Below are 13,897 nucleotides of genomic sequence, written 5' to 3' on the forward strand. Positions count from 1 at the left end.
AATGAATAGGCTACTAATAATAGGCAAGCGCGGCGGCATACTTAATTGGTATGAAGATGTTTTAGCGTCCGCTGACAATATGTCGCGCGGCTTCGCTCTTAATCATGAAAATTGGCGATCGCACGCGCTCAAAGGCCTTCTAGGAGATAGTGCGCCAGCCTATAGGCGGCAAGTCGCAAAAGACCTAGAAGGCGTGCTTACTAGCTTCTCACCCACCCATATACTACTAGTTGATCTTTTTTATTTAAGGTCAGAAATCAACGAGCTACTGACACGGTCCGGGGCCAAAACGGCCCAATGGATCGGTGATCGATTTGAGAAAAGACTTGTCGAAAATACAAGTATTCACACATTTTATTTCACCGACACCGCTCTGGTAAGGCAAGGGCTATCATTAGGCTTATCCAGCAAGTACCTGCCATTAGCCACTATACCCTCTCAAGCGACCCAGCCAAGCTGGGAATCGCGCCGAAGCGAGCTTTTATTTGTTGCCGCGCCATCAGAGAATCGCATTGAGTTGCTAGAGAAAATTAACTACCCCACATTAGTCATCGGGCCTAAATGGCCAATTTTAAAAAATCCTGCAATAAAAACTCTCAATAAACGACTGTCATTGCAGGCGGTAAGAGATCTCTACGGTAATCATAAGTTCATTCTAAATCAGATCAACACCAACAATATAATGGCGGGGCTACCTGCACGATGCTTTGATGCCACAGCTTATGGTAGTTGTTTAGTCACTGATGCAGTGGGCGACCTGAAGCTAAACTTTACTATTGATCGAGACATCGTTGTGTATCGCAACCCTTCTGAAATCGCTATGCTTATTCAAAATAGCGAACACTGTCGAGCGATTGCAGCAAACGGTCATGCGCACTGCATTGAGAATCATTCCTTTATTCATCGCCTCAAAACACTAATGGATCATATGTAATGAGCAACTCTACGCTCAGCGTGTCAGTGGTAATGGCCACCTACAATGGTGAAAAGTTCTTGGCTGCCCAGCTAGATAGCATTATTCAGCAGACCATGCCTGCCGATGAAGTTTTGATCATTGATGACTGCTCTACCGACGGCACAGTAGAAATTATTCGCGCCTATCAACAGCTACACGGCAATATACGCTTGCTGCTTAACTCATCAAATCAAGGTTCAAACAGGACCTTTGAAGCAGCACTGCATTCAAGTAAGGGCGACTTGATTTTCATCAGTGATCAAGATGATATTTGGATAGCTAATAAAATAGAAACTATGGTTAACGACTGGGAAATGCATCGCGCCGGCCTAACCTGCTCAGATGGTTGCATAATTGACCAATACGGCGAGCTGAGCGCGCCGTCGGAGCTCACATATATTGGCCAAAAAAAGATCCTCCAATCGCAAGAGTCGCTTTTTTTTGCAAATTGCTACTCTGGACATAATATGATGCTGAGCAGAGACTTTATCGAACTTGCTCAGCCATTTCCCGCAGGTCCAATATACGATCACTGGCTAGCAGTAGTTGCTTGCGGTCTCGGGCAGCTGCGGTACTTACCCATCGCACTAACCCAACACCGTATTCATGACCACAATCAGGTCAACGGCGCCAACAAAAGTCGTCCACGAAAGAGCAAAAGAGCGCGCTTTCAATCATCTCGCAACGCGCTTTACTATCTGGCAAAGGCCGTCATCTCACTACCTGGAGAGCAGCCAGCAAAACATCTGGCCACATTACTGCTGAAGCACTCATCTGCTTCTCACACGATTCTCAGCTTTACTACTTTTCTGAACCTACTCCGTATGCGTAAATTACTTTTCCCAAATGACTCTCTAAAAAAGCAGCTTCGTAAAATAAAGAACTACTCACTAGGGCCGTTAGGCTACTTCCTCTAAGACTAAACTACTCTTCGTAGGCGTCGCGAGTATGCTCTAGTGAACGCGTGGATACAGCCATGCTTAATGGCTAAGACAAAAACTTTAAAAATAGGCATGTCCTGCTGATAAACAAACAAGGAAATTTTATTTCTCCACAGAACATGGGTCAAAGCTTTTGCCAAACTATGCTCTCGAATAGTAAGACAGTCGGCTCGCCTTTGCTCGAGCACATCGATAGACACCATCAAGCCATTAACGAGCCTAGCACGCCGCTCTTTCTTATTCTTTACTGGCTCCCACGCCGACGTTGAAAGCCCACCATTCCCAACGCGATAAGCTACTAGCGGTTGATTAATATAATGTAGCCCACCCAACAGCGCACTTCGATAAGCGATTACTAAGTCTTCGTAGGCTCGACGGTAAGTAATTGGCCCAAAGGTCTGAAATACATCTTTAGTCCAGGCATGAGTCGCCCCAATGACCAAAGATGTACTATCTGCTAGCGCCATTGCCGATGGCTTATTTTCCGTCAAGGGCGGCTCCCACAAACCTAGCGAACTGCCCTGTACATCAATTTTCGTAACTGCCGAGTGGAACGAGAAAGCCATTCCTTTTCGCTCCTGATAGGCATTCACAATTGCTGAGGTCCGATCAGGCAGAGAAATATCATCACCTGCTGCAACCACTATTAAGTCTGCATCAGCCATTGTCACTGCATGGTTAACATGGCCAATCAAGCCCAAGTTTTGCTCATTACGGTTAAGCACTACCTCGTGAGGGCCACTATAGTTTGCAACTATCTCTTTCATGATTTGAAATGTCTTGTCGGTAGAGCAATCATCAGACAATATTATTTTTAGAGGCGTATAGGTTTGAGCTAGTGCAGCTTCGCAAGCAGCTCTGATAAACGCCTCTTGGTTATAAGCGAAAAGAAAGAACGTAACCTGTGGTGTTAATTGCATTGCCGGACTCATCAGTGAGGCGCCTTAGCAGCTGAATCGCTACTCAAGCTCATGTCTTAATCATTACAGATCGTGTACGTAAGCTGCCATACTTACAAGACATAAATATTATTTAATTAATTTAATTTCCATTTTAGATTTACCATAATTGCCAACCATTGACGGCTTGAAATAACGAAAATTGTAATATAAAAACCTGACAGGGCTTGACAAAACTTTACGCCAGAAAAACATTGGATACAGCCTAATCAGCTTTACATCCGAAAGCCTCTTTCTCAGCTTACTCATTTCCCGAACAACCTTTTTTGGCCTGTGCTTTCTATATTTTATCACTGGTCTTGGCAAATATTTTCCACTGTAGCCATAATGCCAAACACGTATGAAAAGCTCCCAGTCCTCCCTCAAAGCAAACCCTCGATCAAACCCACCAACCGCATCAAATATAGACTTTTTAATTAAAACACTAGTTTGAATATAGTTTGCGAATGAAAGTTTTTTCGGATCGAATGGAGCAGATATAAAAATATCATTTTTTTCGCCAAAATACTGAAGCTGCCCATAGCAAAATCCAATATTAGCCTCTGATGAGGCTAGCTCTTTAACCATAACCTCTATTGCATCTGGATATAGCAAATCATCTGAATCAAGAAATAATAGATAGTCACCTGTCGCCATACTAGCTGCATTATTTCTAGCGGCAGAAACTCCTTGATTTTCTTGCGACAACACTGTGATCGAATAGCTCAAAGCTGCATCAAGGCTACCATCGACTGAGCCATCGTCAATAAAAATAACTTCAATATTAGGATAGGTTTGATTGAGCGCGGACTCTATTGCCTCACTCACATACTGACCATAGTTAAAATTTGGAATAATTATTGATACTTTATGCATAGATCACTTCTTTATCGTCGAAAGCAATAAAGCAATCTGCTTTGCCAACACTTCATTTGAGAAGCACTGCTCATAAACAGCTCTAGCGGCAACACCAATATCACCTAGGCTCTCACGATACTGATGCAGCCTCATCACAGCTTGAACTATTGATAGGGCTTCACCTGGCAATGCCCAAAACAAACCATTGGCCTCACTAACTCGCAAAACATCAGGGTAAGCATCCGTACTTGCCGTAATTACAGGTCGCCCAATCGCCAATCCCTGATACACCTTATTCGGAATCACCCGCTGCGCTTTGGCGCTGCCACCAAAAATACCTAAGATGGCATCGCTACTGGCAAGACGACTAGGCAGCTCATGCAATGGCCCCCAGGGCTCAAAGCTCACGCCAGCGCCCGGTGCCTCAACTCGTAGGTGCGCCAATACTGATTCGCACTCAGCTCGCATTGGCCCTTCGCCAATCAAGCGCCAACGCACCGGCGGCCCTTCATATTGCAATATGGCTTGCGCCAACACATCGACACCTTGCAGGCCAATGAAAGTGCCAAAAAAAGTCAGCTCCAACGGCGCATCGTGCGCTTTAGCAGGCCATGGCTGCGGCGTAAATATGGCCTCTTCAGCGCCCACAGGAACCACCACCACTCGCTCTCGCGACACACCAAAAGTCTCAACAAAATAGCCTGCATGTCCAATGGTGTCGGCAATTAACCAGTCTGCCTGCTGGAAAAGCCCACTCTCCCAAGCAAGCAGACGCTTTGCTTTAGTGCTACTAGCCGCGAACTTCTGACGCTCATTCACTCTCTTGTCGTAAGCGCTAATGAGTGGATCAAAGACGAGTGGAATCTTGTGGCGGCGCGCGTAGCGAGCCGCAGCGGCAAGGTCACGCTGACGAAAGCAAGGAACCCAAATAAGATCCGGCACACTTCCTCCACGTAAGGAGTACTCCCAGTCAGCCAGCCATGACAATCTAGGCAAGAAGCGACTGATTCCGTGCCCTTGAGCGCGCAAAATACTTTCAATAACACGATTTCTAGGATAGTCCGGGCCATAGTTTCCATAGCGACCCCAGATTAAAATCTGCATGTTCAGAGCTCGCCTAAATTGAGATGAGGCTGTAAAGCAGCGCGAATCATCCCCGGCACATCAGGGCAGTGAGCTATTTTGGCATCCCGGGCAAGTAAGTTAATTTCTGCCCCCATATGGCTTCGGAAAATTAAACCATCAGCTGCATAATTAGCGAGTGCTTGTGCATCATTGGTATTGGGTGCGACTTGCTCGGGCGCCCAGGTCAGCACCTCACGGCGAGAATAAATACTCTCGGCAATCATCGTCAGACTATCCTCGGTAACCACCACCGACGTCGCGCGCTGCAAAAAGCTACGCACCACAGGACGTGGGTCTTGTAACCACCAAACAGCATCTGCCAGCAAATCGACCGGCAGTTCCGCTTGCAAAATAGCTTCAGCAGCGGCGCCTGTTCGTCTCGAAGTAGTCAATAAAATACGTGCTTCGCGGGATGCGGCCAGTGCAACTAACCATTGCGCCAAGTTCCGCCAGTCAGCGGCTGTGTAGCGATAACCAGCACCATCTCCGCCAATTAATACCGCGACACATGGTGTCGCATCGCCGGCAATATCAGGGACAGACGAAATAGCCTGCGGCACAGGAGGCAGGGGCAGAATACAATTGTTACTCAACTTTTGGCTAACCACAGTGAAGATCACTCGATAAGCACTCGCGTCGTATCCTTTGAGCGTGCCGCTATACACGTTAGGCGCGTTGAACAATCGAGCTAATAAAGCATTGGCCAGTAGTGTGTTGCCGCCTGAAGAGATAATAAGACTTGGCGTACTAGCTGGAAGCCTGATGTTATAGACTTTGGCTAGCCACCACCGTGAGTTGCGAATCCAAGGCATGCTCAGCCGTCCAAGCCTCTTCCAAAAGGTACTGCGCACGGTCAAATTGATACGCTGAATATCAACCGGCTCCGTTGCTGCTAGTGCATCAGCAATGCCTTGGCTCTGGCTCCAATGTCCGGGCGCACCATCGCTTAATAGCCAGAGTACACGATCACCAGCCACGCCGACCTCCGCGCATACGCATGACAAACGCTAATAAATTATCTTTTCCACTGACTTTAATACGCTTGAGGTCTAATGGATCGGGCAAGGGTTGGAGCTTATCAATGCCTTCTACCGTAGTTACCGCTGTGCTGTAGCCAGCCTCGCGAGCAAGCTGAATATCTTCAGCAGAATAGATGCCAAAGGGATAGGCAAAGCTGATCACGGGGCGCTGAATCAAGACTTCCAGCTCATGCTTTGATGCGGCTAATTCATGACGCTTATCGGCAATCGATGTAGTTGCCATATTGCAATGCGTCAGTGTGTGCGACGCGATTTCGATGCGGCCACTAGCAACAAGCTCAAGTACTTCTGCATCGCTAAGTTTGGATTCGCGCGCTAACTCACCAGAATTATGATGTGCTTTCTTATAGGTAGACCAATCGCGATCATGACGATCGACCACGACATAAACCGTGGCGCAGGCATTGTATTTTTTCAAGATGGGCAGCGCGTTGTGCAAGTTATCGGCATAACCGTCATCAAAAGTAATGGCTACTGCTTTCTCTGGCAGCGTGGCCCATTGTGCCCACAACTCGCTCACCGTGAAAAACTGAAATCCGTTGTTTGCCAACCAGCGTACCTGTTGCTCGAAGCGCTTGGGGCACACACGCAGACCGTTAAACCTAGCCCCACTTTTATGCGAACTAACCATGTGATACATCAACACGCGCGGATGCTGCCAGCTCATCACTGGCCGCCACCAAGCATAACGGTGAGAGAACCAAAGCAGCCATAACGCGGGCAATAAGCAGAGTGTAATCACGCTCGCGCCGCCGAAAATAAGGTATGCGCTACTCGATCAGACTCAGCAAGAGCCTGCGGCACCAAAGGCAATGCAGGCATTATTGTGCCTGGCAACCAGCGCACTACTCGCTTCGCCTCCCGTAGACTTGCAATGCCTTGCGCCAGTCGCCCTTTAGCCTCGCTAAGGCCTAGCAAGCCAACACGACACCCGGCACTTAATGCTTCATAAATCATCGATACGCTATCCTCAGTCACCCAAGCATTCTCTGCGCTGGCTAACTCGTTGACTAGCCATCCTGTCGGACAGTTTTCCCATGGCATGTAGCGATCAGCAAAAATCGAGGCCAGCTCAGCCCGCAAAGTGGCAGGTGTACGCCGCGAGTCGGTCACACAAAGCGTCGGGTAGCGCGTGGCCAGCTCTTTTAGCCGCGTCAACACCTGCTCATTTGACCATTCAAAATGCTTACTTTCACCGCCCACTAATACCAGCGTATAGCCCGAGGTTTTCACGCCCGGCTGCATGGCATTGAGCACGCCTTCGGTGACGACAACATTACGGCCTGTTAAGCCGTCGTGCGCGGGAGCAACAACTAGGTCGAAGAAAGCACAAGGCAGACTTGGCGACATCAGCGCAATGGCTTTGCCGCCGAAAGCGCGACGGGCGCAGAGCATGGGCCAATGCGTGCGATGGCCAGCACCGATAATAAAATCTGGCGACGGCAGGTTTTGGCCAAGATGAAAGCGCTTGAGCACGAAACCCCATAAGGAAAAGTGCTGATCAGCGACAGGTAACTCAATACATTGCGGCGCAGCTTGGCCACGCTCAGCAGCAAGGCGCTCGAGTGCACGCAACAAGCCTAAAGTCTGATTTTCATGACCGGGCTTGCCATCGAGCAGCCGCCAAATAACCTGAGGTCGCTCAGCGGCCTCAGGTTTTTCGGCAGCAGTCGGCATCGATTAACTGACCGGTGTCAGCCAATCGGCATGCTCAGCCGAGCGACCGTTAACAACATCAAAATACTGCTTCTGCAGCACGGTGGTGATAGGACCACGATGGCCTGCGCCAATCATGCGGCCATCGAGCTCGCGAATTGGGGTGACTTCAGCAGCGGTGCCAGTAAAGAACGCTTCGTCCGCAATATAAACTTCGTCGCGAGTAATGCGCTTCTCTTTCACCGTGTAGCCATTGGCTTCAGCTAGCTGAATCACGGTTTTACGCGTAATGCCGTCGAGGCATGAGGTCACATCAGGCGTGTAGATCACACCATCGCGCACGATGAAAACGTTCTCACCCGAACCCTCAGCAACATAGCCCTCAGGGTCGAGCATCAATGCTTCTTCAGCACCACCAGAGATGGCCTCTTGCAGTGCCAACATTGAGTTGATGTAGTTGCCGTTGGCTTTCGCGCGCGTCATCGAGATGTTGACGTGGTGGCGCGTGTAGCTAGATGTGCGAACTTTGATGCCACGCTCTAAGGCTTCAGCACCCATATACGCGGGCCACTCCCAAGCCGCCACGATCACATGCACTTTCAGGTTGCTGGCGCGCAGGCCCATGCCTTCAGATCCGTAAAACACCATCGGGCGCAAATACGCGTGCGGCAGTTTGTTTTCGCGAACCACGGTGCGATGCGCCTCGTTGATTTCATCGCGGCTGTAAGGCATTGGCATATTCATGATATGCGCCGACATAAATAGTCGTTCAGTATGCTCTTTCAGGCGGAAAATCGAGGCTCCACGATCGGTGGAATACGCGCGTACGCCTTCAAAGACGCCCATGCCGTAATGCAAGGTGTGAGTAAGCACATGAGTTTGTGCTTCACGCCACGGCACCAATTTGCCGTCATACCAAATCACCCCATCACGATCAGACATCGACATCGCTTGCTCTCCACGCACGCAGCGCGCTCGCCATTCGGCCAGCACAATAAAAAGTAGTGGGCTATTGCACCATAAAGTCGTGCTTTTCGATACTAGCTAAACGCCCTTGCTTGATGATTTTGCTTGACCCACGAGTTCCGCAGTCACTTGTGCCACGTCTGTGCGCCAATCCGGCGCGCTTAGACCTAAGGCACCCATGAGTGCATCGCTATTTAGGCGCGAGTTCATTGGTCGTTGTGCCGGCGTCGGATACGCGCTCGACGGAATGCCGGCCACTTGCTCAGGACTCACCTTAAGTGACACACCTAGGCGCTGAGCCTCACTAAGCACAAATTGCGCATAGCCCTGCCAGTGCGTGCTACCCGCAGCGGCCAGATGATAAACACCTGTAGCCGGTGTGTTTTCCGCCTCGATCAAGCGTGCCGTAACCTCTGCTATCCAACTAGCCGAGGTTGGCGCACCGATCTGGTCATTAACCACCGACAGAGCATCGCGCTCCTGCCCTAGCCTTAGCATGGTTTTCAGGAAATTAGCGCCATGAGCAGCAAAAACCCAGGTTGTGCGGAACACCCATGCCTGCGCCTTTGTCGCCAAAATAGCTTGCTCACCGGCCAACTTAGTGGCGCCGTAAACATTCAGCGGAGCCGTCGCGTCATCCTCTCTGTAAGGTCGATCAAGCTGGCCATCGAAAACATAGTCGGTGGAGTAATGCACCAATCTCGCGCCATGCTTTTCGGCCCATGCAGCCATCACGCCTGGTGCTTTAGTATTGATCTCATTCGCCAAGTCCTGCTCACTCTCGGCTTTATCTACTGCTGTATAAGCCGCTGCATTGATGATCCAGTCTGGCCGATGTGCATCGAGCACAGCCACCAACCCCTCAGGTTTACTCAAGTCTGCACCTTGTCTATCCAGGGCAATGACTTCGCCTAAGCTAGCCAGACGCTGCGTTAGTGCATGGCCCACTTGGCCATTGGCACCGGTAATTAGTATTTTCATAAACTCTCCATTGTGTCGTACCAAATGCGCCGCACCGCTTCGCGCTCGCTACGCAGCTCATCTGCCGCAAGTAGCTGCTTCTCATTGGCCAAGGCCTGGCGGTGCCCACGCGCACGAAGGCTGATATATGCCTCCATCAACTGCTGCGCATCCGCTGCTGGCAAAATACCCGTCGTCATAAATGTCTCTAGCAGGCGCATATTGTCCGGCCACTGACAGATTTCAGGGTGCGCATGAGCGTGTGCCAGCGCTAGGTATTGCACTAAAAATTCAATATCAACAAGGCCGCCAGGGCTGTGCTTTAAGTCCACTTCGCTCAGATCTTTTGGCGCTAGGTGATCGCGCATTTTTTGCCGCATCTCAACAACTTCAATACGTAGAGATGCGGCGTCGCGTGTGCGCCGTAAAAGCGCTTCGCGCACACCGCCAAAACCTTCCGCCAACGCCTGATCGCCGGCCACCACGCGAGCCCGTACCAAGGCCTGATGCTCCCAGGTCCAAGCATGTTCAGCCTGGTATTTGGCAAAACCATCGAGCGAAGTCACCAGTAAACCTGATGCGCCAGAAGGTCGTAGGCGCATGTCCACGTCATAGAGCAGGCCCGTGGCCATTGCCGTGGTCATCATGTGAATGATTTTTTGCCCTAGGCGCGCGTAAAAACTGGCGGTGTCTAACGGCTTAGCGCCATTGGTTTCACCGGACGGATCGCCATCGTGAATAAACACCAAGTCCAAATCGGAGCCATAGCCAAGCTCAATGCCACCGAGTTTGCCGTAGCCAACAATGATGAATCCTGGCTCACAATCGCTACCATCGACACGATGCGGTCGGCCATGTTTAGCCACCAATTGATGCCAACACAGATTCAACACTTCTTGCAGCACAACCTCCGCAATCCACGTCAGTGCATCGCTAATTTTCATCAATGGCAATGTGCCTTTCAGGTCCGATGCCGCTACGCGCAACACATGACCTTTTTGGAAAATACGCAGCACATCCATCTGTCGCTCAAGATCATCCTCGGGGATGCGCATGAGCTGCGAACGTAAGTCGGTCGCTAAGACCTCAGCGCTTGGCGGCGCAAACAAAGTGGCGGCATTGAGTAGTTCATCGAGCAAGACTGGATGCCGCGCCAGTGCTTCGGCAATCCAGGGGCTGACTGCACAAAGATCCACTAATCGAGACAGCGCTTCGGGATTTTCAATTAATAGCATCAGGTAAGCCGAGCGCCGCAGCGTAGCTTCGATCAGCGGAAGTACGCGTGACAACGCCAATTCCGGTCGCTCATGCGCTTGGCATTGCGTGACAAGCAAAGGCAGTAGTCGCTTTAAGCGCGCTCGACTAGTACTACCCAGTTGCTGGCTAGCACGTGAGTCAATCAGCGCTTGCACAGCCTCTGGCCAGGTATCCATTGCAGCCTCATCTGCAGGCTCAGCCTCACTCGAAACAATCACATCCTGAAAGTAGCTGCTAACTACTGCACGATGAGCCGCCAGCGCGGCACTAAACATCGGCCAATCGGCATATCCCATTGCCTCTGCTAAGCGCTGGCGATCTGAGGCAGCACTGGGTAGCGTTTGTGTTTGTTGGTCATACAAAGCCTGTATGCGATGCTCGCAATCGCGCAAAAAATAATAAGCCGCTGTCAGTTCATCCACAGCTGCTTGCGGCAATAGCTCACGCTCAGCCAGTAACGGCAACACCGTCAATAACTCACGTGTTTGCAACGGCGTATCGACACCACCGCGAATCAGCTGAAATGCTTGCGCGATAAATTCGATCTCGCGAATACCACCGCTTCCGAGCTTGATATTGTCTTCGCGGTCAAGGCGGCGCACTTCACGCGCAATCATTGATTTCATTTCACGCAGCGACTCAAACACGCCGAAATCAATATAGCGCCGATAAACAAAAGGCTTGAGAGATTTCATCAAGCGCTCACCAGCAGCCCTATCGCCAGCGCATATACGCGCTTTTATAAAAGCATAGCGCTCCCATTCGCGACCATGGCGCTCGTAATAGCTCTCAAGTGCATCAAAGCCAGCAACTAGCGCGGAGCCATCACCCCAAGGCCGCAGGCGCATATCAACGCGAAAGACAAAGCCATCGGCAGTGATTGGATCAAGCAGGGTAATGATGCGCTGCCCAACCTTACTAAAAAACTCTTGGTTGCTAATGCTGCGGCGACCATCGGTTTCGCCCTCTTCCTCGTAGCTGAAAATCAGGTCAATATCGGAGGAGAGATTGAGCTCATAGCCACCTAGCTTTCCCATGCCAATGACCAACATGGCCTGCGACTTACCACTGTCGCCACCTATCGGCTGCCCGTGCAGTAAGGCAACTTCTTGATGCGCTTGCGCCAATGCCACACCGACTGCAGCATCGGCAAAATACGACAGCTCAGCTGTGAGCTCAGGCATGGTCGACAAGCGCGACATATCGCGAGCAATTAAGCGCATTTGCTCGACACGGCGCCATTGTCGCAGCCGTGCCTGCCAGCGTGGATCAACGCCACGAGCAAGCTCTGGTAATGGACGCGACTCGGCGCTTGGCAGATCAGCTATTTGCGCTTGAGCCAAGGCCTGCCAATCAGCAGCACTCCGCGCCAGAAACAACGATGCCAGCAAAGCCTCGCGCTGCACCGGTGTTAGTAGCTCATATTGCTGGGCGAACCATGGCGACCACGCTAATGCGTTTTTCAGCAGCTCCATGCCTGTTCCCTTCTAATAGTTTTGCTTAATGCTATCGCGCTCAAATCAGCGCTGATGATGCCACGCACCATAACATTTTGCCGATGCCCAATAACAAAAAGGCCTGCACGAGGCAGGCCTTTTGGCGCAGCTAAAACCGCTAAGCGACTAGCAGCTGTAGTACATATCGAATTCAACTGGGTGAGTCGTCGTGCTAACACGGCGAGCTTCTTCAGTTTTCAACTCAATGTAGGCATCCAACATTTCTTTAGTGAACACGCCACCTTTAAGCAGGAAGTCATGGTCAGCCTTCAGAGCGTCGAGAGCCATTTCTAAGCTGTGAGCTACTGTTGGGATCTTCGCTTCTTCTTCTGGCGGTAAGTCATACAGGTTTTTGTCTGCTGCTTCGCCTGGGTGCATTTTGTTTTGGATGCCATCGAGGCCAGCCATCAACAGCGCAGCAAAACACAGGTAGGGGTTAGCTACGGGGTCTGGGAAGCGCGCTTCAATACGCTTGCCTTTCGGGCTCGACACATAAGGAATACGGATCGAAGCTGAACGGTTGCGTGCCGAATAAGCCAGCATGATGGGCGCTTCGTAATGTGGCACGAGACGCTTATAGCTATTGGTCGAGGGGTTGGTGATCGCGTTCAACGCGCGGGCATGCTTGATGATGCCGCCGATGAAGAACAAAGCCATTTCCGACAAGCCCGCGTACTGGTCGCCAGCAAACAAGTTTTTGCCATCTTTGGAGATGGACATGTGCACGTGCATGCCAGAGCCGTTATCACCAACGATGGGCTTAGGCATAAACGTAGCAGTTTTACCGTAGGCGTGAGCTGTGTTGTGAATGGCGTATTTCAGTACCTGCACTTCGTCAGCTTTGCGCACTAGCGTGTTAAAAGTGACACCGATTTCGGCCTGGCAAGTCGCCACTTCGTGGTGCTGCACTTCAACTTTACCTTCGCCAAGCATAGCTTCGATAGCAGTACACATGGCAGCACGTAAATCTTGCGCTGGGTCCATTGGTGGCACGGGGAAGTAGCCGCCTTTGATGCTAGGACGGTGGCCTGAGTTGCCGCCTTCAAATGTGCTGTTGGTTGACCATGCCGCTTCTTCTGCGCTGATTTTCACGCTGCAGCCGGAATAATCGATTTGCCATTTAACGTCGTCAAAAATGAAGAACTCTGGCTCTGGGCCAAAGAATGCAGTGTCGCCAATACCGGTCGACTGCAAATACGCTTCAGCGCGTTTGGCGATGGAGCGTGGATCGCGCTCGTAGCCCTGGCCGGTTGTTGGCTCAATAACGTCGCAGGTAACAACGACGGTGGATTCTTCAAAGAACGGGTCCATGAAAGCGGTTTCAGCATCAGGCATGAGAATCATGTCTGAGGCCTCAATGCCTTTCCAGCCGGCGATGGAGGAACCATCAAACATTTTGCCATCAACGAAAGTATCTTCGTCTATGGTGTGGGCTGGGTAGGAGACATGCTGCTCTTTACCCTTGGTGTCGGTGAAACGAAAGTCTACCCATCTGGCTTCGTTTTCTTTGATCAGATTCAGCACCTTGTTCGACATATTGGCTCCTCCAGAGAGCTGGTGTTCAATTCGAGTAAATGACTAACGAGGCGCAGAGCGCGCGTTGTCTGACTAGGGTTTCAGCAACATCCATGCCAGTCTGAGCAAAACGTCATAAGCTCAGTACTAGCGGCCTTCCGAGCGCTACATTGGTGCTTGCCCTGCGCCA

General features: G+C 50.7%; 12 protein-coding genes. 2 read left to right on the top strand and 10 right to left on the bottom strand.

Features of this window, described 5'->3' with window-relative positions:
* Position 1: 1 nt before the first annotated feature.
* Together ACFQ0F_RS08085 and ACFQ0F_RS08090 are read left to right on the top strand one after the other, a co-directional pair.
* Positions 2–934 carry a glycosyltransferase family protein gene (locus ACFQ0F_RS08085; protein WP_379070966.1) on the top strand — a complete coding sequence of 311 codons (933 nt, stop codon included), beginning with the start codon at positions 2–4 and terminating at the stop codon, positions 932–934.
* Positions 934–1,872: a glycosyltransferase family 2 protein gene (locus ACFQ0F_RS08090; protein ID WP_379070969.1), complete on the top strand. Its 939-nt coding sequence runs from the start codon at positions 934–936 to the stop codon at positions 1,870–1,872. Before ACFQ0F_RS08085 ends, ACFQ0F_RS08090 begins: the two co-directional genes overlap by 1 nt.
* A gap of 2 nt (positions 1,873–1,874) precedes the next feature.
* On the opposite strand, the gene ACFQ0F_RS08095 is transcribed toward ACFQ0F_RS08090, so the two are convergent.
* The 10 genes from ACFQ0F_RS08095 to glnA all read right to left on the bottom strand — a co-directional run bounded on the left by ACFQ0F_RS08095 (position 1,875) and on the right by glnA (position 13,728).
* Positions 1,875–2,816, bottom strand: a complete 942-nt coding sequence (locus ACFQ0F_RS08095; protein ID WP_379070972.1) for a glycosyltransferase — start codon at positions 2,814–2,816, stop codon at positions 1,875–1,877.
* Between the two features lie 108 nt (positions 2,817–2,924).
* A complete protein-coding gene (locus tag ACFQ0F_RS08100; RefSeq protein ID WP_379070975.1) occupies positions 2,925–3,710 on the bottom strand; it encodes a glycosyltransferase in 786 nt (261 codons plus the stop codon).
* A gap of 3 nt (positions 3,711–3,713) precedes the next feature.
* Positions 3,714–4,796, bottom strand: a complete 1,083-nt coding sequence (locus ACFQ0F_RS08105; RefSeq protein WP_379070978.1) for a glycosyltransferase — start codon at positions 4,794–4,796, stop codon at positions 3,714–3,716.
* A 2-nt stretch (positions 4,797–4,798) separates the two neighbouring features.
* Entirely contained in the window at positions 4,799–5,794 is a 996-nt protein-coding gene (locus ACFQ0F_RS08110; RefSeq protein WP_340675423.1) for an ELM1/GtrOC1 family putative glycosyltransferase, read from the bottom strand.
* Positions 5,784–6,599 carry a polysaccharide deacetylase family protein gene (locus ACFQ0F_RS08115; protein WP_379070981.1) on the bottom strand — a complete coding sequence of 272 codons (816 nt, stop codon included), beginning with the start codon at positions 6,597–6,599 and terminating at the stop codon, positions 5,784–5,786. Before ACFQ0F_RS08115 ends, ACFQ0F_RS08110 begins: the two co-directional genes overlap by 11 nt.
* On the bottom strand, positions 6,596–7,534 hold the full coding sequence (locus ACFQ0F_RS08120; protein WP_379070984.1) for a mitochondrial fission ELM1 family protein: 939 nt from the start codon (positions 7,532–7,534) through the stop codon (positions 6,596–6,598). The genes ACFQ0F_RS08115 and ACFQ0F_RS08120 overlap by 4 nt, the downstream gene beginning before the upstream one ends.
* A 3-nt stretch (positions 7,535–7,537) precedes the next feature.
* Entirely contained in the window at positions 7,538–8,461 is a 924-nt protein-coding gene (locus ACFQ0F_RS08125) for a branched-chain amino acid transaminase (RefSeq protein ID WP_379070987.1), read from the bottom strand.
* A 96-nt stretch (positions 8,462–8,557) separates the two neighbouring features.
* Complete coding sequence (gene rfbD / locus ACFQ0F_RS08130; protein ID WP_379070990.1) at positions 8,558–9,460, bottom strand: dTDP-4-dehydrorhamnose reductase; 903 nt, start codon at positions 9,458–9,460, stop codon at positions 8,558–8,560.
* The gene (gene glnE, locus ACFQ0F_RS08135; RefSeq protein ID WP_379070993.1) at positions 9,457–12,171 is read right to left on the bottom strand and encodes a bifunctional [glutamate--ammonia ligase]-adenylyl-L-tyrosine phosphorylase/[glutamate--ammonia-ligase] adenylyltransferase; all 2,715 of its coding nucleotides are present in this window, start codon (positions 12,169–12,171) and stop codon (positions 9,457–9,459) included. Before glnE ends, rfbD begins: the two co-directional genes overlap by 4 nt.
* Before the next feature lie 147 nt (positions 12,172–12,318).
* On the bottom strand, positions 12,319–13,728 hold the full coding sequence (gene glnA / locus ACFQ0F_RS08140; protein ID WP_340675417.1) for a type I glutamate--ammonia ligase: 1,410 nt from the start codon (positions 13,726–13,728) through the stop codon (positions 12,319–12,321).
* Positions 13,729–13,897: the final 169 nt, after the last annotated feature.

This window comes from Paraperlucidibaca wandonensis (assembly GCF_042677145.1).
Classification (GTDB): domain Bacteria; phylum Pseudomonadota; class Gammaproteobacteria; order Pseudomonadales; family Moraxellaceae; genus Perlucidibaca; species Perlucidibaca wandonensis.

What these genes read in the sequence shown, in the direction of transcription:
- ACFQ0F_RS08095 (WP_379070972.1), bottom strand. Translation starts at nt 2,816, where the DNA reads ATGCAATTAACACCACAGGTTACGTTCTTTCTTTTCGCTTATAACCAA.
- ACFQ0F_RS08105 (WP_379070978.1), bottom strand. Translation starts at nt 4,796, where the DNA reads ATGCAGATTTTAATCTGGGGTCGCTATGGAAACTATGGCCCGGACTAT.
- ACFQ0F_RS08125 (WP_379070987.1), bottom strand. Translation starts at nt 8,461, where the DNA reads ATGTCGATGTCTGATCGTGATGGGGTGATTTGGTATGACGGCAAATTG.
- rfbD (WP_379070990.1), bottom strand. Translation starts at nt 9,460, where the DNA reads ATGAAAATACTAATTACCGGTGCCAATGGCCAAGTGGGCCATGCACTA.
- ACFQ0F_RS08100 (WP_379070975.1), bottom strand. Translation starts at nt 3,710, where the DNA reads ATGCATAAAGTATCAATAATTATTCCAAATTTTAACTATGGTCAGTAT.
- glnA (WP_340675417.1), bottom strand. Translation starts at nt 13,728, where the DNA reads ATGTCGAACAAGGTGCTGAATCTGATCAAAGAAAACGAAGCCAGATGG.
- ACFQ0F_RS08090 (WP_379070969.1), top strand. Translation starts at nt 934, where the DNA reads ATGAGCAACTCTACGCTCAGCGTGTCAGTGGTAATGGCCACCTACAAT.
- glnE (WP_379070993.1), bottom strand. Translation starts at nt 12,171, where the DNA reads ATGGAGCTGCTGAAAAACGCATTAGCGTGGTCGCCATGGTTCGCCCAG.
- ACFQ0F_RS08120 (WP_379070984.1), bottom strand. Translation starts at nt 7,534, where the DNA reads ATGCCGACTGCTGCCGAAAAACCTGAGGCCGCTGAGCGACCTCAGGTT.
- ACFQ0F_RS08085 (WP_379070966.1), top strand. Translation starts at nt 2, where the DNA reads ATGAATAGGCTACTAATAATAGGCAAGCGCGGCGGCATACTTAATTGG.